Here is a 24,282-nt window from a genome sequence, read left to right on the forward strand (position 1 = left end):
GGCGACGACGCGAAAGGGATAAAACGAAAGCGGGAGGCGGGCAGGCGAATGGATGTGCGCTCAACGCACGCGAATGTTCGGCACGCGTACGCGAAGGGGGTGATGCGAGTCAAACGCATCCCCCGCCGGGCGGCGGGGGATCGGTCTAAACATGTCGTGTTGCGTGTCCCGCGCTTACTTGCGATCGTGTCGGGATTCGCGCGGCGACGCAAGCGCGCGGAGACCGCTCAAGCGTTATGCGCTTACGCGGGCACGCCAGGCAAGCACAGACCCATGACGAAGTAGCCGTCGGCGTTCGGTTCGTCGAGGTAGTAGAGGTTCGATGCCGACACCGGCAGGAACATGATTGCGCTCTGCGTCGAGCCCGAACCGGGGTACGTGGACGACATCAATCCGCTGATCGCGACCGGCGTCGGCACGACCGACGAAGCGGCGGCGTTGAACGACGTATTGAACGCGAGGGTCAGTGCCAGCGAGTCCTCCGTCTGCGCTCCATTGATATAGAGGGCGCGTTGCGTCACACCGCCGGTGGGGGTGTCGCCGCTGAGCGTCGGCTCCGTGCAGGCGTAGAAGCCGTTATAGGTGCCGCTCACGAGGGTCGATGCGGTCTGAAGCACCCACGAGCCCGTGCGGTACGTACCGTCGCTGTTCGTGCCGGCCTGGTCGAGCATCAGCGTGACCGCGCCGTTCGCCGTGCTTGCGAACATGCGACCGTACATCACGCCGTTGAGCGTCAGATCGAATGCGCCCGGATAGTCAGTTTGATCCGCGTCGACCGTGATCGTGCCGGTGTCGGTGATGCTCGAATCTTCGTCGTCCGTGCACGTGTCCGAGTACGGGGCGCTCGGGCACGCACGGAACGTGCCGTCGGCGTTGATCTTGATCTGGCCCGTGTCGGCGTCCTGATCGCCCGTCGGCACACCGGCGCTCGTGTAGTCGCCCGAGAGCTTGATGAAGCTATACGTGCCCGCGAGTCCGGCGACAGTCGTCACGCCGTTGTTCGACCCTGCGAGCTGGCCCGCGAGCGTGCCCGAGCCGGCCTTGACGTTCGGCACATTGTAGATCTGTCCGCTCAGGACCCCGTTGTTGCTGCCGTCTACGGTGATGTAGAACGTCATGCCGACGGACGATGCACCGCTTCCCAACTGGGCGGGCACGTCACTGCCGTTCGCCGAGAAGTTCGACACGGAGTACACGTGCGTGTTGCTGTCTTGCGTGTAGGTGCCGGTCAGGCTGTCCTTCAGGCCGAACTGCGAACTGATGAACGAGATCGTCACATAGCCGGTCGACGGCGAATCGAGCTTGACCTCGACCGTGTCGCCGAAGCTCACCGTGGCGATATACGTCGAACCCGACGGCAGCGGTTGCGCTTGCGTGACGCTTTGGCTGGGGGTCGTGCTCGAACCGTCACCGCCGCCGCACGCGGCCAGCAGCGCGCTGACCCCGATGCAAAACAATGCCTTCTTCAAATTCATCATGTGTTTCCAGGTTGTCCAGGTCTTAATTACCGATCGCGCAGATCGGACAAACGTCGGGCCGGATCGAATCGTAATGATCGTGGATACGTATCCGAGCGAGGCGATGACGACGATGGGCCGCATGTGCGGGAGGAGGCCTTGTGGGTCACCCTCGCCTTGACGTTTTAGCGTCATTTCTTTCAATAACTTTAGGGCGGGGTTTAGCCGGGCGGCGCATGTCCTTGAGGGATGTATACGCCTTGCGTGCATTCTGCGTGCGAATAGGCAAGCTCATGCGGGCGGCGAGATGGTCCAAGGCGTGCGTCAAAGACGATGCTTAAGGGAAATGCGTCAATTAATAAAATGTGTAAGTGTCGATGTGACAGATGTCAATCGCATCCCCTGTCGAGCGACAGGGGATGGCATGCTTGAATAGCAGGCGGATCAGGGCGGCGGCGGGGGCGCGACAGTCCGCAAGCACAGACCTTGAACAAAGAAGCCGTCGCCGGCCGGTTCGTCGAGATAAGCGATCGCATTCGACGAGATGGGCAGGAGCATCATCGCGCTTTGGGTCTGGTTCGTGTTCGTATACGTGGTGGACATCAAACCGTTGATCGCGACCGGGGTCGGCGTCGATGACGAATTGACGGCGCTGAACGATGTATTGAACGCCAGCGTCGAGTCGCTAATAAAACCCAGAGTCGTGCCGCTGATCGTGGTGTATACGCTCGATATGTCGCCCGTGGCCACGTCGTCGTTGCCCAGGGTGGGCTCCTCGCAGTAGAACTCGCCGTCATCGGTGCCGCTCACGAGCGTCGATGCCGACTGGAGCACCCACGATCCCGTGCGATACGTGCCGTCGCTGTTCGTGCCGGCCTGGTCGAGCATGAGCGTGATCGCGCCGTTCGCCGTGCTCGCGAACAGGCGGCCGTACATCAAGCCGTTGAGCGTCAGATCGAATGCGCCCGGATAGTCCGTCTGATCGGCATCGACGGCGATCGTGCCCGTGTCGGCGAGGCTCGGATCTTCGTCGTCCATGCACGTGTCCGAGTACGCGGCGCTCGGGCACGCGCGGAACGTGCCGTCGGCGTTGATCTTGATCTGACCCGTGTCGGCGTCCTGATCGCCGGTTGCCGTGCCGGCGCTCGTGTAGTCGCCCGAGAGTTTGATGAAGCTGTACGTGCCCGCGAGCCCGGCCACGGTCGTCACGCCGTTGTTCGAGCCCGTGACTTGTCCCGTCAACGTGCCCGACCCCGCCTTGACGTTCGGCACGTCGCCGAACGTGCCGTTTAGCGTCCCATTGCCGGTGCCGTCGGCGGCGATGTTAAACACGAATACGATGCCTGAAGCGCCGTTCGTCAGCACGTCCGGTGCGCCGCTCGCCGTAAAGTCGTAGGCGGAGTACCGGCCGCTGCTCGAGGTCGAGTACGGACTCGTGATGCTGCCGCTCAAGCCGAACTGCGAGTTGACGAACGTGATGGTGACGTCGCCCGCCGAGGGCGCGTCGAGCTGCACCTTGATCGTGTCGCCGAAGCTGGCCGTGGCGATATACGTCGACCCCGACGGCAGCGGCTGAGTCTGCGCGACGCTTTGACCGGGCGTTGCCGCCGTCGATCCGTCGCCGCCGCACGCGGCCAATAGCGCGCATACCCCGAGACAGAAGGCGATCTTCTTTATCTGCATGATGTGGTCCAGGCTGTTCTGATCTCCGACGCCGCGCATCGCAATCGACGCATGACGTGCCCGATCGAATCGTAATTGTGGTGAATACGTATTCAGCGGGTCGATGGCGCGATGTGCCGCGCGCAGCGGGAGAGGGTCCTGCGATCCCGCTTTGACCTTACACATTAGCGTCATTCCGACGAAGAACTTGAGTGTTTTAAACGCGCGGCTAAAACGGTGCGTGGGTCGGTATGCGGGTCTTAGCGCAAGTCCATGCGGAAATAGGCAAAATAAAACGTGCGTTTTAAATCGAATGCCCGATGCGGTGTCGTGGGGCTTCGCGCACGTCAAGCGCGCCAAGCGAATAAAAGGGGCGGCGTGCTAAAGCCCACGGCGCTTGAGAGGTCGATATGTGAAGTTCACAAATCGAGCGCATGATTGAATTTGATGTGTCAGTCTGCGAGTCGCGGACGCGACATGGTGTGCGTGCGATGTCTCGTGAGACTGACTCGGGACGCGAGTTTCGGGCAAGCGCTTCGATCGCGCGCCAGGCTCGATATGCGCGCGTCACGCCGCCGAGCGATTGCGTGAATCCGAGGCGCGATGCTCCGCCGCAACACCATCCACACACTGCTTCGACCCGGGATTTCCATGAAGGCACGCTTGCGTGAACACCGATATGACGCGATGGCGCATGTCGTTGTGCGCTTAGTTGGACGTTTGGTCGGACGTTTAGCGGAGCGCCCGGTGGACGGTTTATTAGGCCGCTTACTAAAGCGCTCGACACATCGCAAAGCGCCCCACTTGGTCGGGCGCTTTGCGAGACCCGTATTGGGTCGCCTGGTGAGCGCCGCGATCGCCGCGATCGTCGGCATGGGCAGCTTCGCGGGCACGGCCGGCGCGACGTCGTCGAGCGAACGCGATCTCGCGCCGTCGATCGGCGTCGCGGTCGGGCCGCAGTACGACACCACGCATGTGTATGTCGCCGAGGCCGATCTCGACGCCTTCGTCAACAGCTTCACCGCGACCTTCGACGGCCGTGCCTCGCCGCGCGGCGTCTTTCAAGTCACGCCGACGCCGAGCCAGACCGCGAGCCAGTACATTCAGACGCCCGTCGGCATGCTGTCGGTGTTCGGCTTCAAGACACCGGTTCCTTATCCGTTCGGCGCCGAACGAACCGGCTATCTCGTGACCGATATCGACGAGGCGGTCAAGCAGGCAAGGGCGGCCGGCGCGGACGTCATCGTCGCGCCGTTCGACGATCCGATCGGCAGGGACGCGATCGTGCAATTTCCGGGCGGCGTCGATATGCAGCTCTATTGGCATACGAAGGCGCCGCACTACGGACCGCTTGAGACGGTTCCCGTCAATCGCGTCTATCTGAGCCCCTACAAGGCGGACGCGTTCGTGCGCAGCTTCGTGCGATTTTCGAAGGGTCACGTCGTACGCGACGACCGCCATGCCGACGCGGCGCAGATCGGCCTCCCCGGTCAAACGTTCCGGCGCATCGACGTGGTCTCGGCGTTCGGCAAGCTCACGGCATTCGTGACCGACGGCAGGCTGCCGTATCCGTACGGGCGCGAGCTCACGGGTTACGCGGTCAAGGATCTCGATGCGACGCTCGACAAGGCCAAGGCCTCGGGTGCGAGCATCGTGTCGGACCCGGTGAAGACCCCGGATGGACGCACGGCGATGATTCAGTTTCCGGGCGGCTATGTCGCGGAGATTCACGAAGCACGGCCAGAATGAGCGAGCGCCCGTCCGCGATGCGTTCGTCCGCGCACACGTACACGTCCACGTACACATACGCGCATACGCATACGTACGTCCACGCATACGATAGGCCACGATTCGACAGATTCAGGCAGTCATGATTCTGCGAGCCCCGTACGGGCTCGCGCGCTAGCGTTCCCCCTGTTGCACCTTCCCTTCGTGCGCGATGCGCACGTCATGTTGAGCGGTTCTTTCGAGGAATTCGAACGATGAGCACGGTAACGACGAAAGATGGCACGCGGATCTTCTACAAGGACTGGGGCAGCGGCAAGCCCGTGGTCTTCTCGCACGGATGGCCGCTGAGTTCGGATGCGTGGGATCCGCAGTTGCTGTTCTTTGTCCAGAAGGGCTATCGCGTGATCGCGCACGACCGTCGCGGCCATGGCCGCTCGGACCAGACCGCGCATGGCAACGATATGGACACCTATGCCGACGATCTCGCGGCCGTGCTCGATGCGCTCGACGTGCAGGATGCGATGCTCGTGGGCCACTCGACGGGCGGCGGCGAGATCGCGCATTACGTGGGCCGTCACGGCACGAAGCGTGTCGCTAAGCTCGTGCTGATCGGTGCGGTGCCGCCGGTCATGGTCCAGTCGGCCACGAATCCCGACGGCGTGCCGCTGTCGGTGTTCGACGGCATTCGCGAGAATACGGCGGGCCGGCGTTCGCAGTTCTTCAAGGAACTCGCGGTGCCGTTCTACGGGTTCAATCGCGACGGCGCGAAGGTCGAACAGGCCGTGATCGACGAATTCTGGCGCGAGGGCATGCAGGGCGGCATCCTCGGCCACTATGCGTGCATCAAGGAGTTCTCGGAAGTCGACTATACGGCGGACCTCGAGAAGATCGACAAGCCGACGCTCGTGCTGCACGGCGACGACGATCAGATCGTGCCGATCGACAACGCGGGCCGCAAGACCGCGAAGATCGTCAAGGGCGCGACGCTCAAGGTCTATGCGGGTGCATCGCACGGCATGTGCACGACGCATGCCGCGCAGGTCAACGCGGATCTGCTGGCATTCCGCGAGGCTTGAGCTTGAGTCGTGACCGCATGCGCGCGCACGCGCGCTCGCATGCGGTCGCCGATCAGGCCGCCACGTAGTCGATGCCCGTCAGCGCGCCCAGATGTGTCGTCGTCGCGAAGTGCGTCTCTTGCCGCGTGTCGATATCGATCTCGCGGATATTCCCCGCGAGATCCGTGACGAACGCGCGGCGGCCCTCGATATCGAGCGACACGCCGATGCCTTCCTTGAGCCCCCGGATCAGCACCTCGCGCTCGGACACGCCCTGGGCCGTGATCTTGCCGCGGTTCAGGCTGTTGCCGTCGTGCGTGTCGTCGCCGCGATCGGTCCAGTAGAGCATATGCGTCTGATGATCGATGTCGAGATCGATCGGCTCGGGCAGATCGGCGAGCAGACATTCGATGTCGGGGCGCTGCGTGGCCGTCGCGCCCGCGGGCAGCGCGATGCCGGCACGGAAGATGCGGCCGAGGCCGCCGTCGGGCGGGCCTTTCTGCGTCCAGTACAGATGCTTGTTCGGGATATCGAGTGCAATGCCGACGCAATGGCGCGTCGCGTCTTCGGTATCCTCGGGAAAATTGCCCGTGCGCACGAGCTCGGTGACCTCCGAGCCGTCGAGCCGCGCGCGCATGACGCGCATGCCTTCGCGATCGCACCAGTAGAGATGCCCGCCTTCGACGTCGAGCACGATTTCCTTCGGCGTGCCGGCCAGGCCCGAGGCGACGAGCACGCGGTGCCCGGTGCCGTCGAGGTTCGCGCATTCGATCGTGCCGTCGTTCGGCGGGATGGGCTGCGGCAGCGGATCGCTGTCGAGCAGATGAATGCCGGAGCCCATATTGGTCCAGTAGGCGATCCGGTTGGCCGCGTCGATCTTGATGCCGTCGGGCGTGCCTGCGAGTTCGGCCTTGATCGTCAGATGGTTGCCGTCGGAACCGACGGCGACGATCGAGGGGGGGCGCGCTTGCAATACGTACAACGTACCTTCGGCGGGAGAGGTCATGTATCGAGCTCCGATCGTTGAAAAGGGTCGAATACGACGCGCTGCCGTCGGATATCGTTCGATATCGAGCAGGGTCGAGTCTTTCCGAGTCATCGCGTCGAAGCGTAGCGCAAAGCAATAAAACCTGCATGACAGTGCAGGGACGGCGCGGTTTCGAATGGCGATAACGATCAGCGCGATACGCAGGGAACGCGCGCTCGCATCGCGTGCGTATCGTACGTGTCGTGCTGATCGTGCTTATTGTCCTTATCGCGCGCGCGTTTTCGCTCAGCTCGCCGGACGGCGGGTGGCGTTAGATGTCGGGTTCGATGCCTACTTGACGCCCCAGAACAAATCGGCGCCGCGCCACGAGAATGTCGCGGGGTTGCGCACGAGTCCGTCGAACGCTTCGAGCAATTCGGCGGGGCTGTAGTACGAGACGTCTTCGGGGCCGCTGCGTCCCGAGCCGCGATAGAGCTTGTCCATCCAGTATTCGATGTGCAGATCCTGCTCGGCGATCCGGCGCGTGTGCGCGCCGATGCCGATCTCGGACAACAGGATCACGCGGCCCGGCTTCATGACGCGCAGCAGATCCTGTCCGCACTCGCGCCAGTCGTCGGCATGCTGGATCGCCTGGATGACCGCGACGCAGTCGAAGTGCTCATCGGGAAACGCCTGCGAATAATCGTATTTCCAGCTTCCGACGCGCCCGCTGCGGCCCTTGACGCCGGCCGCCGTCGTCGTGCGCGCCTGTTCGATGACGTCGAACGTCGTGATCTCGCCTTCCTCGCCGATGCGCGCGCGGATGTCGTTTTCGAAGCCGCATGTTTCGACGCTTTCGCCGATCAGCAGGACTTTGTCGCCGCGTCGGAGTTCGAGCTTGCTGTACATGAGCTCGCGAAACGGGCCGGCCATATGGATCCACATATACGGCAGCCCGCAAATCAGCGTCGCCTTGCACCAGCGATAGCGTTCCTCGGGGTTCAGGATGACTTCGCCGAAACGGCGGATATCGTGTGCGCCGAGCCAGTCCCAGGGGTTGTCGGATACGGGGGGCGTGGACATGATGGGCGTGTCTCCGGTGTGTGGGGAATCGGTCAGTGCGCGGGCCGTGCGGTTTCGGCCGCGGCGTGTGTATCTGGATCGGTTTCAGTTTCGGCCGCCGGATGCGCGCGCAGCCGTGCCAGACCCGCGGTCGCGCTGGCGATGACGGCGAGCGCGGCGAGCACGGCCGGCACCACGGCGGCCGCGAAGATCTCGCGCGAGTCCCAGCCCGCGAGCAAGGCCGCGCCGCCGAGCAAGGGGCCGAGAATCGAGCCGAAGCGTCCGACGCCGAGTCCCCAGCCGATGCCCGTCGAACGCGCCGACGTTGGATAGAACGTGGCGGCGAAGACATTGAGGCCGGCCTGCGCGCCCTGGATCGCCCAGCCGATGACTCCCGCTGCGCAGATGGACAGCATCGGCGTGAGCGGCGCGCGCGAGAGCGTGATCGCGGTCAGCGTGAAGATCGCGAATTCGACGACGAGCACGCGCGGCGAGCGGAACGCGCGCATCAGCGGCGCCTGCGCGAGCGAACCGACGATGCCGCCGAAACCGAATGCCGTGATCGCCTGCACGCCGACCGCGGCGGGCAGGCCCGCGGCCTTGAGCAAGGCGGGCATCCAGCTCACGACGAGATAGAGCACGAGCAGATTCATGAAATACGTGAGCCACAGCAGCAGCGTGACGGTCGCGCGGCCGTATCGGAAGAGCTCGACGACGGGCGATTTCGCGTCGGCCGCGCGGCCCGACGGCGGCGCGAACACGGTGCGGTCATCGATGCCCGCGGGCCAGATGCGCGCCATGATGCGGCGCACGCGCGCCGTATTGCGAGGATCGAGATTCAGGAAGCGGACCGACTCGGGCATGACGCCGATGACGATCGCGGCCAGCACGAGCGGAATGACGCCGCCGATATAGAACATCGCGCGCCAGCCCCAGAGCGGCAGCACGAACGACGCGCACAAACCCGCGCACATGCTGCCGACCGCGATGCACGACGCCGAGATGCAGATCGTCAGCGCGCGCAGGCGGGCCGGCGTGTACTCGGCGACGAGCGACATCGTGCTCGGCATCGCGCCGCCGAGTCCGAATCCCGTCAAAAAGCGCAGCACCATGAGGCTCGTGCGGTCCTGCGCGAATCCCGTGAGACCCGTCAGTGTACCGACCGTGAGCACAGATACAATCAAGGCGCGGCGGCGTCCCCAGCGATCCCCGATCGGTCCCATGATCAGCGTGCCGGCCATGAGGCCGAACAATCCCGCGGAAAACACGGGGCCGAACGAGCGGACGTCGATGTGGAATGCCTCGGCGATCGGCAACGCGAGAAAGCCGATCGCCTGCGCGTCGAAGCCGTCGATCGTCGTAATGCACGCGCAGAGCGCGACGACGATCAGCTGCAGCGCGCGCATCGGTTCGCGGTCGATGACTTCATCGACGCGCACCGGTTCGGCGCCGGGGAGCGCGCGGCGTTCATCGTCCGCCGACAATGCGGTGTGGTTCGACATGTCTCCTCCCGATGTGGTTCGGGTACGCGATGGGCGCTCGATCGGTCTCGGCGCGTGCGTGTTCGATCTCGAAGTGCTCGAAAATCCTAGCCGCGCGCGTGCATGCGGACAAGGTGAGGACGCCATGCGTGTACGCGGTCCGAACCCATGAAATCCGGGAAATATTGCCGTCCTGAATAAAGTTGCGGTGCGGGAACGAGGGCGCGGTGCGGCGGGGCGCCGCATGTCGATGAGGCGCGCAAGCCGATGCGGGCAGGCCGGTGCGCATGTCCATGCGTGACGTGCTGCAGTGCAATCGAATATTGCGTAAAGCGTGCGCGAACGCGATGAAACATCACGTAATCGATAAGTGCCGCGAATGGGGTTTGCGTCGTTTTCGCATGCGAGGCCGAGCGCCGCCGACGCGTTTGCCGTCGATCTTCGAATTACAGAAGGTCGAAAACGATATTGGATCGCGCGCGCCGATCTCCCGATAATTTTTCGCATCCCAGGCGAGCCGTTGCATGACGGATGAACTCGCCGACGTATTCGATCAAGACGGAGACATGCCGTGAACACCTATTCGCTGTACATCGACGGCAGGCGCGAGCCTGCGTCCGGCCATCGCACGATGCCGAGCATCAATCCCTATACCGGACAGGCCTGGGCGCAGGTGCCCGATGCCGACGCCGGGGACGTCGCGCGCGCGGTCGCGGCTGCGAACCGCGCGTTTCACCAGGGCTGGCGCGATAGCGCGGGTGTCGTGCGTGCGGGACTCATGCACAAACTTGCGGCCTTGATCGAGTCGAATGCGGATCGCATGTCGAAGATCGAGAGCACGGATAACGGCAAGATCGTGCGCGAGACGCGTCCGCAAATGCTCTGGGTCGCGCGTCAGCTCCGGTATTTCGCGGGCTATGCGGACAAGTTGTTCGGTCAGCACGCGCCGCTCGATCAGCCGAACACGCTCGACTATCTGACGCTCGAACCGTATGGCGTGATCGGCCTGATCACCGCATGGAATTCGCCACTCTCGCTGCTCGCGAACAAACTCGCGCCCGCGCTCGCGGCCGGCAATTGCGTGGTCGTCAAACCCTCGGAACATGCCTCGGTCTCGACACTCGAATTCGCGAGCCTCGTCGAGGAAGCGGGTTTTCCGCCGGGCGTCTTCAACGTCGTGACGGGCGGCGCGGAAACGGGACGCGCGCTCGTCGACGATCCCGGCGTCGCGATGATCAGCTTCACGGGCAGTCCGAACGTCGGCCGCCATATCGCCGCTGCGGCCGGACGCCGGCTCGTGCCCGTCAAGCTCGAACTCGGCGGCAAGTCGCCGAACATCATTTTCGACGACGCGGATCTCGACAAGGCGATCGTCGGCGCGCTCGCGGGCATTTTCGGCGCGACGGGGCAGACCTGTGTCGCGGGATCGCGCCTGCTCGTACAGCGCGGCATCTACGAGCAGGTGATCGAACGGCTCGCGGCGCGCGCGCAAAGCATTCGCATGGGCGACCCGCTTGATCCGGCCACCGAGATGGGCGCGGTCGCGAACGAGCCGCAATATACGCGCATTCTCGCCGCGATCGAAGCGGCCAAACGCGCGGGCGGACGGCTCGTGACGGGCGGCGGCCGCGCACAGGGACCGGGTCTGACGCAAGGCTTCTTTATCGAGCCGACGATTTTCGCGGATATCGACAACCGCAGCGAACTCGCGCAAGAAGAGATCTTCGGCCCCGTGCTCGCGATCATTCCGTTCGACACGGAGCAGGAAGCCGTCGCGATCGCGAACGACAGTCGCTACGGTCTGGCCGCGGGCATCTGGTCGCGCGATATCTCGCGCGTCATGCGCGTGTCGAAGGCGCTCCAGTGCGGCAGCGTCTGGGTCAATACGTATCGCGCGCTCGCCGCGCAAGCGCCGTTCGGCGGCTTCAAGGAGTCGGGCATCGGACGCGAACGCGGCGAGGCGGGTCTGCGCGAATACCTGACGACGAAGAACGTCATGATCGATTACTCGGACGGCGTGCGCGATCCGTTTGCGATTCGGACGTGAAAACGTAGCGCACCGTCGAGCGTCGCGGGCGTTGCGTCATGCGCGATCCGTGCGCTCGCGCCTCACTCTTATCAGGAGACATCATGAGCCATACCCTCGGATTTATCGGCCTCGGCGTCATGGGCGGTTCCATGTGCGCGAATCTGACGCGCAAGTCGTCAAAGCCCGTCCACGTATTCGATATGTCGGCCGATGCGGTCGCGAAAGCCGTCGAGGCGGGCGCGATCGCCGAGGCATCGATCGATGCGCTCGCGCAGCGCGCCGATATCGTGTTTCTCTCGCTGCCGTCGATCGTGCAGGTCGAGGCGGTCTGCGCATCGTTGCGCGACGCGCGCGGCAAGGTCCGCACGATCGTCGACATGAGCACGAGCGATGTCGCACGCACGCGCGCGCTCGCGGCATCGCTCGCCGCGGACGGCATCGACTATGTCGATGCGCCGGTCGCGCGCACGGCCGAAGCCGCGATCAAGGGGACTTTGTTGATCATGACGGGGGCGAGCGCGCAAGCGTATGCATCGCTCGAACCCTTGCTCGCCTGCATGGGATCCGACCTGCTGCATTGCGGCGGTGTCGGCGCGGGCCAGACCGTCAAGATCCTCAACAATATGATGGTGTTCATGACGGTCAACGCGCTTGCCGAGATCCTGACGATCGGGCGGCGCGCGGGACTCGACGGCAAGACCTTGTTCGACATGCTGTCGAAGGGATCGGCCGACAGCTTCGCGCTGCGTAATCACGGCATGAAGTCGCTCGTGCCCGATACGTATCCCGAGAAGATCTTCCCGATGGCGTACGCGATCAAGGACGCCGCGCTCGCATTGACGCTCGCGAAGGAAGCGGGCTTCGAACCGCATATCGCCCAGCATACGTACGACATCATGTGCGAGGCGCGCGACGCGGGATTCGCGCAGAACTATCATCCCGCGATGGTTCGCGTCGTCGACGGTCGCATCGCGGCCGATAAGCAGGCCGACAAGCAGGCCGATAAGCACGTCGACACGCGCGCATCGCATCCGCACGCTTGAGCGGGTCGTTCGGGGATGCGCTCCGCGGTGATCGGGGGCGCGTCCTCAAGCGATGCGTTTAAGCGAATTCCTTAAGCCATTATCCCAAGCGACTTTCTTTAGCGATTTTCTTTAGCAGATTCCTTAAGCGGTTTCCTTAAGCGGCCCACCGAAGCCCCAGGCTCGCATTGGATACGCAGGTCGCCTGTTTGCGTCCCGCGCTCAAGCCGATCGTCCGGCCGCGTCCAGCGGCGGCGCGTCGGCGAGCCGCGGCAGCAGCGTCGCGATGATCTTGCGCGTGAGGCCCGAGGCGTGTCGCTCGGACCAGACCGCCTCCATGCGCACGCTGCCCGCCGTGCCCGGCAACTCGCGAAAGCGCACACCCGGAAACGCGCTGCTCGCATAGGCGCGCGGCACGATCGAGACGCCGAATCCGAGCCGCACCATCTGGAAGATCACGAGCGGATTGCGCGCCGTGTGCTTGAATTCGGGGCTGAAGCCGGCTTCCATGCACGCGGCGACAATGGCGTCGAAGACCGCGGGCCCGTGTTCGCGCGACAGGCCGATCAGCGGTTCGTCGAACAACTGCCGCATCTCGAACTGCGGCGTCGTCGCGAGCCAGTGATGCTCGGGCACGACGGCGACGAGCGGCTCGCTGAAGATCGGCGACTGATTGAGCTTCATGCGATCGGGCCGTGCGTGGACGATGCCGATATCGAGCAGACCCTGCGTGACGGCGACGACCTGATCCGACGACTGCATGTCGCGGATCGAGACCTCGACATGCGGAAACGCTTCGCGCATATAGTCGAGCAGCCGCGGCGCGGTGCTGAACAAGGCGGCCGTCGCGACGCCGAGCCGCAACACGCCGACGTCGTCCTTCGCGGCGCGCACGGTCGCATTGATCGCGATCTCCATCTGATCCAGCAGGATGCGGCTTTCGCGCAGCAGGATCGCGCCGGCTTCGGTCAGCGCGACCGAGCGCTTGGTGCGCGCGAACAATTGCACGCCGATATCGGCTTCAAGCGATTTGATCTGCTGCGACAGCGGCGGCTGTGAAATATGCAGGCGCTCGGCCGCGCGCACGAAGCTCAATTCCTCGGCGACGGCGACAAACGAACGCAGGTGCTTCATGTCCATGGTGACCTGTCCTCGGCGAGGCGCGCGATCGCGCGCATGCCGGCGTCCGATGCCCGGGCCGACGCGGCCCGGCAGGCATCGGATGCCGGCGATCGCCGGACATCTTACTTGAGCGCGTGCGTGACATCGCGGACCGGCGTATCGGGTCCGGCATCGAGCAGCGTATGCAGCACGGCCTCGACGTGCTCGGGCGCGCGGACCGCGCCGACATTGCCGCGGAATTTGCCGATGATGTCCTCGCGCGCGAGGGCGCGCTCGCCGCTGCCGAGATTCTTGGGCACCTCAGCGCGGATCGTCTCGCCGTTCGCGAGCGCGATCGACACATTGCCCGAGAAGTATGTTGGAAACGTGCTCTCGGGATCGGCCCGGCATTCGATCTTGCGCGCGATCGAGAGGATCCGCGCGTCGGCGAGCGTCGCGGGTTCGAGTTCGGCGAGCGTGAAGCGCCCGCGTGCGAGGCATGCCGCGACGACGAATTGCACGCTGAATTTCGCGTCGTAGTCGGATTGCGGGTTCAGCTTTTTCTCCGGCGGTTCAGCGACGATCGGCAGCGTCGCCGCGGGTAATTCGCAGACGATGCGTTCGATCGCGTCGAGTCCGCCGGCCGCGCCGATGCGGTCGCGCAAACGCAAGGCCGCTTCGGCGCAGCCATGAATGAAGTGGCAAACCGGATAGGGCTTGATCGACGTATCGAGCAGCGTCCAGTGCGTGCCGAGCGCGTCGCCGACCGAGTCGGCATCGACGTCGGCCGCATGGGCCTGCAAGTGCGTGTCGAGCAAACCGAAGCGACCTTCGTACGGACGTTGCGGTCCCGCGAAACCCGCGCGCGCGAGATAGGCGGCCGTGATGCCCGAGAGCGCGCCCCAGCCCGGATGCATGCGCTTGGTCCAGGCACCGTCTTCGAGAAAGACCTGCACGCCGGCCGCGGTGCTCGCGGCGATGCCCTGCGCGGCGACGATCTGTTCGGCGGACAGTCCGAGCAGCTTGCCCGCGACGACGGCCGAGCTGAAATGCGAGACGACGCCCGTCGCGTGAAAACCCACGCGATGAAAACCGCCCTTGACGGCGCGGCCGAGGCGGATCGCGGTTTCCATGCCGGCCGCATAGGCGACGATCATCTGCCCCCAGCTCGCATGCGTGGCCTCGGCGAGCGCGAGGGCCGCGGGCAGGCACGCGACGCTCGGATGCACGATGCTTTCGGGGTGGGTGTCGTCGAAGTCGAGGCCATGGATCAGATAGCCGTTCGCGAGCGCGGCGTCGCGCGGCGCAAGCGTCAGTTGCTGGCCGATCACAGTCGCGTCGCCCGCGCCTGCGGCGGCGCGGATGCCCTCGATCGCCGGCGGCGCGAACGGAAAGTGCCCCGATGCGAAGGCGAGGCCGATCGCATCGACGATGTGATGGATCGATTGTGTCCAGACGCGGTCGGGGATGTCGTCGAGCGTCAGCGCGTGCGCGAAGCGCGCGAGATCGGCCGCGATATTGCGGGCCGGCGGGCGAAGGGTCGAAGTGCTGTGCATACGTGGGAAAGGATGAATCTAGACGTCGAGTCGATAAATGCGCTGCGCGGTGCCGCGAAACAGGGCGTCTTTCTCCGCATCGCTCGCGTGCGCGGCGAGACGCTTGAACGCGTTCCAGACCGTCGCATAACTTGCCGAAGCGCGATCGACGGGGAAATTGCTCTCGAACATGCAGCGCGATGCGCCGAACAATTCGACGACGGTTTCGACCGACGGCCGCCAGTCCTGCGCGAGCCGTTCCGACGACGGCGCCTCGGCCTGCGCGAGATGGTCATAGCCGAACACGCGCGTGCCGTATCCGCCGATCTTGACGACGACGTTCGGGCAGGCCGCGAGCGCGCCGATCGAGGCGCGCCATTCGGCGAACGCGGCGTCGCGCCGGCCCGCATAGTCGCCCACGCCGAGAATGCCGCCGACATGATCGAGCACGATCGTCGTGTCGGGCGCCGCATGCGCGAGTTCGACGACGTCGGGAATTTGCGGGTGATAGATCCAGGCGTCGAAGGTCAGCCCGAGCGCGCCGAGACAGCGCACGCCTTCGCGAAACGCGGGCTCGGCGTAGAGGCCTTCGGGCGGCCGTCCCAGCACGCCGTGCTGAAACGACGGATGACGCGAGGCCGCGACGCGCACGCCGCGAAAACGGCCCTGGCCGGCTTCGATCTGCGCGTGCAGCACCGGTTCGATCGCGCGTCCGATCCGCAGGTCCGCATAGCCGACGATGCCGGCCGCGACGCGCGTCGGCGCGTATTGCGCGCGCGCCTGTTCCGCCAGCGCGACGACGGCCTCGGTTTCGCCGAGCGGCCGCAGCAATTCGGGACCGGTTTCGCGATAGGTCCAGCCGCACTGAACGTAGACGGTCGCCTCGATCCGATGACCGGCGCCCGTGTCGTCGAGCAGATCGCGCAGCCCGTAGCCGCCCCAGTGATGCGAGAAATGATGATGCGGATCGATGATCGCGCGGTCGGGATCGAGTACCGGTTCGCGATGACTCGCGAGCCAGGCGGGACTCGGATGCAGGGTTTCGAGCCGCGGCGGCTCGACCTGCGTGACGTCGTTCATGGGAAGGCTCCTCTGTCTTCTCTCTATGGAGATGTGCAGCAAGAGTACATTCATCAGCCCTGTCTGTAGACGGCGAATTCATTCGATATCGCTATGAATCTATCGAACTCGCCAAATTGTGTGTGCATGCGTCGCTGACATATCGTGATTGCACTCCATCCAGTGCATTCTCACCGAGAGGGTTACGACACCATGACTCAGCCCCAACCGCGACAGATGGCCCTCGTCGCATTTCTTCAGGCACAAAACTGCAGCAACTATGCGGGGTCCTGGCGGCATCCGGAAAGCATGACCGACCATCTGACGCCCGAGTATTACCAGCGCATCGCGCGCACGCTCGAAGACGGCAAGTTCGATATGGCGTTCTTCGACGACCGGCTCGCGATTCCCGACATCTACGGCAACGATCATCGCGAAACGATCCGCTACGGTGTGCGCGCGACGAAACTCGAACCGACGTCGGTGCTCATGGCGATGGCGATGGCGACGTCGCGGCTCGGTCTCGGCGCGACGTATTCGACGACGTATTACGAGCCGTTCCACGTCGCGCGTCTGTTCGCGACGCTCGATCTGATGACGAAAGGCCGTGTCGCCTGGAATGTCGTGACGTCGATGAACGATTCGGAAGCCGCGAATTTCGGCGCGGACCGTCACCTCGATCACGATCTGCGCTACGACCGCGCCGACGAGTTCATGGAAGTCGTCATGGGCCATTGGGACACGTGGCGCGAAGGCGCGATCGTCGGCGACAAGGCGCAGAGCTATTTCGCCGATCCCGACAAGGTCGTGCGCCTCGATCACGAAGGCACGTTCTTCAAATCGCGCGGGCCGCTGTCGGTGCCGCGCTCGCAGCAGGGGCATCCGGTCATTCTGCAGGCGGGTCAGAGCGGACGCGGTCTCGCGTTCGCCGCGCGCTGGGCCGAGGTCGTCTTCGCGAAGTATCCGACGATCGAGAACGGAATCAAGCAATACAACGGACTCAAGGCGCGCGTCGTCGAGGCGGGCCGCGACGCGGACTCGATCAAGATCTGCGCCGAGGTCAAGATCATTGCGGGCAGCACGGAGGCCGAAGCGCGCGAGAAGTACGCGCTCATCGATTCGCTCTCGCGTCCGATCGACGGCCTCACGATGATCGGCGAAACGCTGAACATCGATTTCTCGGGCCGTCCCTACGATCTGCCGTTCACCGACGAGGAACTCGCCGCGGTGTCGTGGCAGAGCCTGCGCGACAAGGTCATGCAAGTCAGCGGCAAGAAGAATCCGTCGGTCAAGGATTTCGTCGAGGCGTCGGGCCGCGGCACCTTGCGCGACGGACCGTGCTTCGTCGGCACGGGCGCGCAGATCGCCGAGCAGATGATCGAATGGTTCGACAAGGCATGCGACGGCTTCGTGCTGTCGGCGACGTCGGTGCCGGGCACTTATGAGGACATCGTGCGGCTCGTGATTCCCGAGCTTCAGAAGCGCGGCGTCTATCGCAAGGACTACGACGGCGGCACGCTGCGCAATCACCTGAATCTGCGCCGGCCGCTCGCCGGCGATTGGCGCACGTCGTCGGCCGTGCTCGAGGCCGCCCGATGACGCGCAAGACGATACGCATGATGTCGGCCAGCGGCATCCTCGGCTACGGGTTTCCGGAGGCGTCGATTCGCGCCGCGATGGCGCGGCGTCCGCATATGTTCGGCGTCGACGGCGGGAGTTCGGATCCGGGACCGCATTATCTGGGCTCGGGCAAGACGCTGAATTCGAAGCTCGCGATGAAGCGCGATCTGTCGCTGCTGCTGCGCGCGGCGATCGAGGCGGGCGTGCCGATGATGGTCGGCACGGCGGGCGGGGCGGGCGGCGAGCCGCATCTGCAGGCCTGCGCGGACATCGTGCGCGAGATCGCGCGCGAACACGATCTGCATTTCCGCATGGCCTTGATCCACGCGGAACAGGACCCCGCGTATCTGAAACATCGGCTTGCGCAAGGACGGCTGACGCCGCTCGACGGCGCGCCCGAGATCACGGCCGACGCGCTCGACGGCGCGCGCCGGATCGTCGGCATGATGGGTCCCGAGCCCTACCGTGCGGCGCTCGAAGCCGGGGCGCAGGTCATTCTCGGCGGACGCGGCACCGATCCGTCGCCGTGGGTCGCGCTCGCGATGCATCACGGCATGCCCGAAGCGCCGTCGTGGTACGCCGGGAAAATGCTCGAATGCGCGTGCAATGCGGCGATTCCGAAGAAGCACGATTGCCTGCTCGTGACGGTCGGCGACGACTATGTCGAAGCCGAGCCGCTGAATCCCGAGTTGCGCTGCACGCCGCTGTCGGTCGCGGTCCAGGCGCTGCATGAAACGGCGAGCCCGATCGTACGCCGCGAGCCCGGCTGCATCGTCGATACCGCGGACTGCACGATCGAGGCGTTGACCGAGCGCGTCGTGCGCGTGTCGGGCATGCGCTGGGAGGCACGGCCGTATTCGATCAAGCTCGAAGGCGCGCGCAGCGTCGGCTTCAGCGCGATGACGATCGCCGCGACGCGCGACCCCGGTCTGATCGGGCAGTTCGAGACCTTTCTCGACTTCGTGCGCGAATCGACGCGCACGAAGGTCAGCGCGCTCGGCATCGATGCGCGCGACTACACGCTCGTGCTGCGCGTCTATGGCCGCAACGGCGTGATGGGCGACTGGGAGCCGGTCGCGCACGTGAGCCCGAACGAGCTCGCTATCGTCGCGGAGGTCGTCGGCAAGACGCAGGACATCGCCAACGCTGCGCTTTCGCTTGCGCGCGTGACGTTGCTGCATTCGGATTTCGCGGGCCGCATGTGCCGCGAGGGGAATATGGCGTTTCCGTTCTCGCCGTCGGATATCGAGCGCGGCGAAGTGTTCGAGTTCATGCTCAATCACATCGTCCTGCCCGACGACCCGCTCGAAATGTTTCCGATCGAATACGAGGAGGTCTGATCATGGCCAAGCTCAAGGACATCGCGAAGGCCTGCAAGAGCAAGAACGCAGGCCCGTTCCAGATCACGCTCGACATCATGTTCGACGACGCGCGGCTCTTCGAGGCCGTGCGCGCGAGCGGGGTGATTACTGCCGAGTTGATCGCCTCGCTGTACAAGGTCGATCGCGCGGCGGTGCTGTTCACCGAATATCGGCCCGCGCTCGCATGGAAGGCGACGCTGCCGCGCCGCATTCCGTCGGGCGCGATCGGCGATACCGATATCTACGGCGCGCAGCAGCATGCGCCGTTGCTCGACATCGAGGTGCCGATCGATGCGTCGTTACACGCGTCGTTGCACACGCCGTTACACGCGTCGACTTCCACACACGGATAAGGCGCCGATCGCTCGCCTCGACACGGCGCCGCCCATACGCGTGGACACACACGGCCGCAAGGGCGCGCCGCCGGCTTTCCTCAGGAGCTCAGCATGCATTCCATCGATACCCAGCTTTTTCGAAAAACATTCGGCGCGTTGTCGACCGGCGTGACCGTCATCACGACGCTCGACGCCCAGGCCGAGCGCTTCGGCGTGACGGCGAATTCGTTCACGTCGGTGTCGCTCGATCCGCCCCTCGTCCTCTGGAGTCAATCGAGCACGTCGCGCAGTCATGCGGCGTTCCGCGACTCGGACCGCTTCGTGATTCATATCCTCGCCGACGACCAGAGTCCGATCTCCGATCGCTTCGCGCGCTCGGGCGGCGACAAGTTCGTCGGGCTCGACATCGAGGACGGTATCGAAGGTCTGCCGATCATCCGCGGCTGCGCCGCGTATCTCGAATGCCGCAAGATCGCCGCGTATCCGGGCGGCGATCATGTGATCTTCCTCGGGCACGTCGAGCACCTCGTGCGCCACGATCGCGAACCGCTCGTCTACAAGAACGGACAGTATCTGCCCACGGCGGGCGCGCCGGCGTTGTCGCAGGCCGCGGCCTGAGGCGCGTGTCCAGCTAAGTCACGTGTCCAGCTAAGGCACGTCTCCAACGAAGTCACGTGCCCCACTAAGGCACGTATCCGACTCAGGCGCGTACGACTCCGTACGCGCCCGAACGGCCGCCCGCGACGCCGTCGGCGGCCGTGCTACCATCGGCGCACATGCCTGCACGCGCGGGCGTGGCAACGACCTGCGCTTCTTCATGGACAATCCCTCGTTTCGCTTCCATCTGCCCGAGCTCGAGACGTTTCTCGTGGTGCTGGAGGAAGGACAGTTCAGCAAGGCCGCCGAGCGGCTCTGCATTTCGCAACCGACCGCATCGAGCCGCGTGAAGAAGCTCGAAAGCGTGCTGCGCGTGCAATTGTTGATCCGCACGACGCGCAGCGTCGAACCCACTGAAGACGGCAAACTGCTCCAGGCCGCGGCGACCGAGGTGCTGAGCGGGCTCTACGACGTGTTGCGCCAGTTCCGCGATCGTTCCGAAGCCGCGCGCAACCGCGTTGTCGTCGCCGCGACGCCGATGATTGCCGCGACATTTCTGCCGCAGATCATTCATTCGTACACCGAGCGCTATCCGGACGTGCGCGTCGAGCTCAACGACATGGTCTACGAGAACGTGCTCAAGATGATCGAGGACGGCTCGGCCGATGTCGGCGTCGCGGCGGTCGACGGCAATTACGACAATCTGCTGTTTCACCGGCTCGCGGAAGAACCGATCGTGCTCGTCGCGCCGTCGTCGCATCCCGTGACGCTCGTCAAGAAGCCGACGATCGAGACGCTGTTGCCGTACCGGATGATTCTGCTCGGGCGCTACAGCAGTCTTCGGCAATATCTCGTGCAGGCGTTCGAAGCCCGTCATGCCGTGTTCGACGCCGCGACCGCGGCCACGCTGCCGACGCTGCTCGGCATGCTCGATACGGGCGGCTTTCTCACGTTCATGCCGCAATCGCTCGCGCGCACGAATGCGCGCGGCAACCGGACGATCATCGAACTCGACGATTTCCACGCCTCGCGCTGCTACGGCAGCGTCGTGACGCGCAAGGCGACGCCGAGCGCCGCCGTCAAGAGCTTCCAGGAACATCTGCACCGCGAATTCGAGGCGCTCGTCATGGGGGCGGGCGGCGGGTCGTCCTGATCGGATCGGCGCGCGGATTCGAGCCCGAAGCAGAGGGCCCGAATCAGAGCTCGGAATCAGGGCCCGAATCAGAGCGCAGGCCGGCTCGCGTTCGCCGCGGCATCGGCCGCGTAGTCGTGGTCGTGCGCGCCGCGCTCGTGGTCATGATCGTGCGCGTCGCGACCGGCGTCGCGCGTGCCGACGTAGCCGACGGGCGTCACGCGATGACGCAACTTCAGATAGCCGAGGCAGCCGATCGTCGCGATGACGCCCGCGGTCGAGATCATGCCCGCGAGGTAATGCCATGAGCCCGTCGAATGCATGAGCCATTCGGCGACGAACGGCGTCGGCGCGCTGAACAGGATCGATGCGATCGCGCCCGAGACGGCGACACCCGTATAGCGATACTCGGCCGGATACAGTTCGGCGCTCATCGTGCCGAGCATGCCGTAGGTCGTGACCTGCCCGCAGACCATCGTGACCGAGAGCGCGATCGCGAGATAAACGGGCACGGCCGTGTTGACGATCAGGTAGAACGGCACGCCGGCGAGGATCGCGAAGATCGACCCGAACAGAAAGACCTTCGGCGCGCCGAGCGAGTCGCCGAGCGAGCAGACGATCGGGAACGCGACGAGATCGACGACCGACGCGATCATGACGAGCGTGAACGTCGTCGATTGCGGCAGCTTGAGCTGATACGTCGCATACGAGACGAAATACGTCGCCACCATATAGAACAGCACGCAAAACGACGCCTGCATGAGGATGCTGACGAGCGTCGGCAGTTTTGCGTTGCGCAGCACGTCGGCGATCGGAACCTTGACGCGCCGGCCCTGCGCCTTGACGCGCGCGAAGTCTTCCGATTCCTCGACGCCGAGCCGGATGACGAGGCCGATGATCACGAGCACGAAACCGACGATAAACGGCACGCGCCATCCCCACGCCACGCGCGCGTCGTGCGGCAGCAGACCGACGAGCGCCATCGCGCCGGTCGCCATCAGCAGGCCGATGCCGCTGCCCATCTGCGGCGCCGCGCCGAACAGGCGCACCTTGTGACGCGGCGCATTCTCGATCGCGACGAGCATCGCGCCGCCCCATTCGCCGCCGACCGCGAGCCCCTGGAGCAGGCGCAGGCTCACGAGCGTGATCGGCGCGAGCATGCCGATCTCGGCATAGGTGGGCACGAGTCCGATCGCGCCGGTCGCGAGTCCCATGAGCAGCAGCGTGAAGATCATCGTCGACTTGCGCCCGACGCGATCGCCGAGATGCCCGAAGAGCAGGGCGCCGAGCGGACGCGCGAGAAACGCGACGCCGAACGACGCGAACGCGATGAGCCGCGCGACGACGGGGTCGTGGCTCGGGAAATACAAAGGTCCGAAATAGAGGGCGGCCGCGGTGCCGTAGATGAAGTATTCGTACCACTCGACCGACGTTCCGACACAGCTCGATATGACGGCCCGGCGGGCCTGCCGCGTGCGCCTCTCGTGCGTCGACACAGCGTGTTCTGACATGGCGTCTCCTGATGAAATGATGGGGTGCGCGGGGGCTTATCGGTTGACGCGGCTCGCGGGCAGGCTCAGCGCGAGCAAGGCGCCGAACGTCATGAACGCGGCGAGCATATAGACGCCGGCCGCCGTGCTGCCCGTCGCGTCCTTGAGCCAGCCGACCGCGTACGGGCCAAGAAAGCCCGCGACGTTGCCGATCGAATTGACGAATGCGATGCCCGCCGCGGCGGCGGCGCCGGTCAGCATGGCCGTCGGCAGGCACCAGAACAGCGGAAACGTCGTGAGCAGGCCGGCCGTGGCGATCGTCAAGGCCACCATCGCGAGCGGTGCATTGCCCGCGAGCAGGACGGACGCGACGAGTCCGGCGGCGCCGACGAGACCGGGCACGGCCAGGTGCCAGCGGCGCTCGCGCCGCAGATCCGCGCTTTTGGCGACACCGATCATCGCGATGACGGCGACGACGTACGGGATCATCGAGAGCACGCCGATCTTGAACGGATCGGCCACGCCGATGCCCTTGATCAGCGTCGGCAACCAGAAGCCCACGCCATAGAGCCCCATGACGAACGCGAAATGCATGATGCAGATGATCCACATCAGCGGATTCGCGAACAGTTCGCGTGGCGCCTGAACGTCCTTGGCGATTTCATCGCGTTCGAGATTGCGCGCGAGCAAGGTCTGTTCGTTCGCCGTGAGCCATTTCGCGTCGCGGATGCCGTCGTCGAGCCAGAGCAGCACGAGCACGCCGACGAGGATCGACGGCACGGCTTCGAGCAGGAACAGCCACTGCCAGCCGTGCCAGCCGTTGACGCCGTCGAGCGTCTTGAGGATGAAGCCCGATAGCGGGCCGCCGACGATGCCCGACAAGGCGACGGCCGAGATAAAGCGCGCCGTGATGCGCGCGCGGCGATGCGCGGGGAACCAGTAGGTCAGATAGAGAATGACGCCCGGGAAGAAGCCCGCTTCGGCGACGCCGAGCAAAAAGCGCATGACGTAAAACCAGCCCGGCGTCGTGACGAACATCGTGAGGCCCGAGACGATGCCCCACGTGACCATGATGCGCGCGATCCAGAGGCGTGCGCCGACGCGATGCAGGATCAGGTTGCTGGGGACTTCGAACAGAAAATAGCCGACGAAGAAAATGCCGGCGCCGAGTCCGTAGACGGCCTCCGACAAGTGAAGATCGTTCGACATCTGGAGCTTCGCGAAGCCGACGTTCACGCGATCGAGATACGCGACCACATAGCAGAGCAGCAAGAGCGGAATGAGGCGCCAGGCGACCTTGCGATACGTGGCTTCTTCGAAATGGGCCCGTTCGCCGAGCTGCGGCAATGAAACGGGGTCGATCTGCGTTGCCATCGGCATGTCTCCTTGTTATGTCTTGCTCGCATACGTGCCTGGATTCTAAGTGGCGAGGGGGGCTCCCCATTCTTCACCAAAGCGAATCCATCTATTCGCGAAGGGCATGAATCGCGGCGCGGCCCGCTATCGCAATGCAGCATGCACCGCGTGTTTGCGCGGCTTCATCGACGCGCGTCCGACACGGGCTCGACGCGCGGCCTCGCGTCTTCCTC

The 24,282-nt window shown here is 64.8% G+C and carries 19 protein-coding genes; 9 read left to right on the plus strand and 10 right to left on the minus strand.

The features are described 5' to 3' along the window. Positions 1-242: 242 nt before the first annotated feature. Together D7S86_RS06735 and D7S86_RS06740 are read right to left on the minus strand one after the other, a co-directional pair. Positions 243-1,475, minus strand: a complete 1,233-nt coding sequence (locus D7S86_RS06735) for a hypothetical protein (protein ID WP_147432244.1) — start codon at positions 1,473-1,475, stop codon at positions 243-245. 426 nt (positions 1,476-1,901) lie between these two features. After that, complete coding sequence (locus tag D7S86_RS06740; RefSeq protein WP_147432245.1) at positions 1,902-3,140, minus strand: hypothetical protein; 1,239 nt, start codon at positions 3,138-3,140, stop codon at positions 1,902-1,904. An 852-nt stretch (positions 3,141-3,992) separates the two neighbouring features. Here D7S86_RS06740 and D7S86_RS06745 point away from each other — a divergent pair. Further along, the gene (locus tag D7S86_RS06745) at positions 3,993-4,868 is read left to right on the plus strand and encodes a VOC family protein (RefSeq protein ID WP_240648046.1); all 876 of its coding nucleotides are present in this window, start codon (positions 3,993-3,995) and stop codon (positions 4,866-4,868) included. 233 nt (positions 4,869-5,101) lie between these two features. After that, positions 5,102-5,923: an alpha/beta fold hydrolase gene (locus D7S86_RS06750; RefSeq protein ID WP_121084810.1), complete on the plus strand. Its 822-nt coding sequence runs from the start codon at positions 5,102-5,104 to the stop codon at positions 5,921-5,923. Between the two features lie 52 nt (positions 5,924-5,975). Here the strand turns inward: D7S86_RS06750 and D7S86_RS06755 are convergent, their stop codons facing one another. From D7S86_RS06755 to D7S86_RS06765, 3 genes are all read right to left on the minus strand, one after another. Then, a complete protein-coding gene (locus tag D7S86_RS06755; protein WP_121084812.1) occupies positions 5,976-6,908 on the minus strand; it encodes a hypothetical protein in 933 nt (310 codons plus the stop codon). Between the two features lie 312 nt (positions 6,909-7,220). Then, complete coding sequence (locus D7S86_RS06760; protein ID WP_121084814.1) at positions 7,221-7,952, minus strand: class I SAM-dependent methyltransferase; 732 nt, start codon at positions 7,950-7,952, stop codon at positions 7,221-7,223. Between the two features lie 32 nt (positions 7,953-7,984). Further along, on the minus strand, positions 7,985-9,433 hold the full coding sequence (locus D7S86_RS06765) for an MFS transporter (protein ID WP_158601880.1): 1,449 nt from the start codon (positions 9,431-9,433) through the stop codon (positions 7,985-7,987). Between the two features lie 550 nt (positions 9,434-9,983). On the opposite strand from D7S86_RS06765, the gene D7S86_RS06770 reads away from it, so the two are divergent. Both D7S86_RS06770 and D7S86_RS06775 read left to right on the plus strand, forming a co-directional pair. Next, entirely contained in the window at positions 9,984-11,459 is a 1,476-nt protein-coding gene (locus D7S86_RS06770) for an aldehyde dehydrogenase (protein WP_240648021.1), read from the plus strand. Positions 11,460-11,542: 83 nt separating this feature from the next. Continuing rightward, a complete protein-coding gene (locus tag D7S86_RS06775) occupies positions 11,543-12,484 on the plus strand; it encodes an NAD(P)-dependent oxidoreductase (RefSeq protein WP_121084818.1) in 942 nt (313 codons plus the stop codon). Between the two features lie 201 nt (positions 12,485-12,685). Here the strand turns inward: D7S86_RS06775 and D7S86_RS06780 are convergent, their stop codons facing one another. From D7S86_RS06780 to D7S86_RS06790, 3 genes are all read right to left on the minus strand, one after another. Then, positions 12,686-13,603: a LysR family transcriptional regulator gene (locus tag D7S86_RS06780; protein ID WP_121084820.1), complete on the minus strand. Its 918-nt coding sequence runs from the start codon at positions 13,601-13,603 to the stop codon at positions 12,686-12,688. A gap of 104 nt (positions 13,604-13,707) precedes the next feature. After that, complete coding sequence (locus D7S86_RS06785) at positions 13,708-15,120, minus strand: MmgE/PrpD family protein (RefSeq protein ID WP_121084822.1); 1,413 nt, start codon at positions 15,118-15,120, stop codon at positions 13,708-13,710. 18 nt (positions 15,121-15,138) lie between these two features. Next, a complete protein-coding gene (locus D7S86_RS06790; RefSeq protein WP_121084824.1) occupies positions 15,139-16,179 on the minus strand; it encodes an amidohydrolase family protein in 1,041 nt (346 codons plus the stop codon). Positions 16,180-16,371: 192 nt separating this feature from the next. Here D7S86_RS06790 and D7S86_RS06795 point away from each other — a divergent pair, with 192 nt between their 5' ends. From D7S86_RS06795 to D7S86_RS06815, 5 genes are all read left to right on the plus strand, one after another. Continuing rightward, entirely contained in the window at positions 16,372-17,757 is a 1,386-nt protein-coding gene (locus D7S86_RS06795) for an LLM class flavin-dependent oxidoreductase (RefSeq protein ID WP_121084826.1), read from the plus strand. Next, the gene (locus D7S86_RS06800; RefSeq protein ID WP_240648022.1) at positions 17,754-19,118 is read left to right on the plus strand and encodes an acyclic terpene utilization AtuA family protein; all 1,365 of its coding nucleotides are present in this window, start codon (positions 17,754-17,756) and stop codon (positions 19,116-19,118) included. The genes D7S86_RS06795 and D7S86_RS06800 overlap by 4 nt, the downstream gene beginning before the upstream one ends. Before the next feature lie 2 nt (positions 19,119-19,120). Next, the gene (locus tag D7S86_RS06805) at positions 19,121-19,492 is read left to right on the plus strand and encodes a DUF4387 domain-containing protein (protein ID WP_121084828.1); all 372 of its coding nucleotides are present in this window, start codon (positions 19,121-19,123) and stop codon (positions 19,490-19,492) included. 93 nt (positions 19,493-19,585) lie between these two features. Continuing rightward, positions 19,586-20,092 (plus strand): flavin reductase family protein, encoded by a 507-nt coding sequence (locus tag D7S86_RS06810; protein WP_121084830.1) that lies wholly within the window; start codon positions 19,586-19,588, stop codon positions 20,090-20,092. A gap of 199 nt (positions 20,093-20,291) precedes the next feature. Further along, entirely contained in the window at positions 20,292-21,224 is a 933-nt protein-coding gene (locus D7S86_RS06815) for a LysR family transcriptional regulator (protein ID WP_121084832.1), read from the plus strand. Positions 21,225-21,292: 68 nt separating this feature from the next. Here the strand turns inward: D7S86_RS06815 and D7S86_RS06820 are convergent, their stop codons facing one another. Both D7S86_RS06820 and D7S86_RS06825 read right to left on the minus strand, forming a co-directional pair. Next, the gene (locus D7S86_RS06820) at positions 21,293-22,714 is read right to left on the minus strand and encodes an MFS transporter (RefSeq protein ID WP_121084834.1); all 1,422 of its coding nucleotides are present in this window, start codon (positions 22,712-22,714) and stop codon (positions 21,293-21,295) included. A gap of 36 nt (positions 22,715-22,750) precedes the next feature. Then, positions 22,751-24,067 carry an MFS transporter gene (locus D7S86_RS06825; RefSeq protein ID WP_121084836.1) on the minus strand — a complete coding sequence of 439 codons (1,317 nt, stop codon included), beginning with the start codon at positions 24,065-24,067 and terminating at the stop codon, positions 22,751-22,753. Positions 24,068-24,282 lie beyond the last annotated feature (215 nt).

This window comes from Pararobbsia silviterrae, from assembly GCF_003628125.1.
GTDB classification, from domain to species: domain Bacteria; phylum Pseudomonadota; class Gammaproteobacteria; order Burkholderiales; family Burkholderiaceae; genus Pararobbsia; species Pararobbsia silviterrae.

What these genes read in the sequence shown, in the direction of transcription:
- D7S86_RS06775 (WP_121084818.1), top strand. Translation starts at nt 11,543, where the DNA reads ATGAGCCATACCCTCGGATTTATCGGCCTCGGCGTCATGGGCGGTTCC.
- D7S86_RS06755 (WP_121084812.1), bottom strand. Translation starts at nt 6,908, where the DNA reads ATGACCTCTCCCGCCGAAGGTACGTTGTACGTATTGCAAGCGCGCCCC.
- D7S86_RS06790 (WP_121084824.1), bottom strand. Translation starts at nt 16,179, where the DNA reads ATGAACGACGTCACGCAGGTCGAGCCGCCGCGGCTCGAAACCCTGCAT.
- D7S86_RS06810 (WP_121084830.1), top strand. Translation starts at nt 19,586, where the DNA reads ATGCATTCCATCGATACCCAGCTTTTTCGAAAAACATTCGGCGCGTTG.
- D7S86_RS06780 (WP_121084820.1), bottom strand. Translation starts at nt 13,603, where the DNA reads ATGGACATGAAGCACCTGCGTTCGTTTGTCGCCGTCGCCGAGGAATTG.
- D7S86_RS06785 (WP_121084822.1), bottom strand. Translation starts at nt 15,120, where the DNA reads ATGCACAGCACTTCGACCCTTCGCCCGCCGGCCCGCAATATCGCGGCC.
- D7S86_RS06765 (WP_158601880.1), bottom strand. Translation starts at nt 9,433, where the DNA reads ATGTCGAACCACACCGCATTGTCGGCGGACGATGAACGCCGCGCGCTC.
- D7S86_RS06795 (WP_121084826.1), top strand. Translation starts at nt 16,372, where the DNA reads ATGACTCAGCCCCAACCGCGACAGATGGCCCTCGTCGCATTTCTTCAG.
- D7S86_RS06735 (WP_147432244.1), bottom strand. Translation starts at nt 1,475, where the DNA reads ATGAATTTGAAGAAGGCATTGTTTTGCATCGGGGTCAGCGCGCTGCTG.
- D7S86_RS06805 (WP_121084828.1), top strand. Translation starts at nt 19,121, where the DNA reads ATGGCCAAGCTCAAGGACATCGCGAAGGCCTGCAAGAGCAAGAACGCA.
- D7S86_RS06740 (WP_147432245.1), bottom strand. Translation starts at nt 3,140, where the DNA reads ATGCAGATAAAGAAGATCGCCTTCTGTCTCGGGGTATGCGCGCTATTG.
- D7S86_RS06825 (WP_121084836.1), bottom strand. Translation starts at nt 24,067, where the DNA reads ATGGCAACGCAGATCGACCCCGTTTCATTGCCGCAGCTCGGCGAACGG.
- D7S86_RS06820 (WP_121084834.1), bottom strand. Translation starts at nt 22,714, where the DNA reads ATGTCAGAACACGCTGTGTCGACGCACGAGAGGCGCACGCGGCAGGCC.
- D7S86_RS06815 (WP_121084832.1), top strand. Translation starts at nt 20,292, where the DNA reads ATGGACAATCCCTCGTTTCGCTTCCATCTGCCCGAGCTCGAGACGTTT.
- D7S86_RS06745 (WP_240648046.1), top strand. Translation starts at nt 3,993, where the DNA reads ATGGGCAGCTTCGCGGGCACGGCCGGCGCGACGTCGTCGAGCGAACGC.
- D7S86_RS06750 (WP_121084810.1), top strand. Translation starts at nt 5,102, where the DNA reads ATGAGCACGGTAACGACGAAAGATGGCACGCGGATCTTCTACAAGGAC.
- D7S86_RS06760 (WP_121084814.1), bottom strand. Translation starts at nt 7,952, where the DNA reads ATGTCCACGCCCCCCGTATCCGACAACCCCTGGGACTGGCTCGGCGCA.
- D7S86_RS06800 (WP_240648022.1), top strand. Translation starts at nt 17,754, where the DNA reads ATGACGCGCAAGACGATACGCATGATGTCGGCCAGCGGCATCCTCGGC.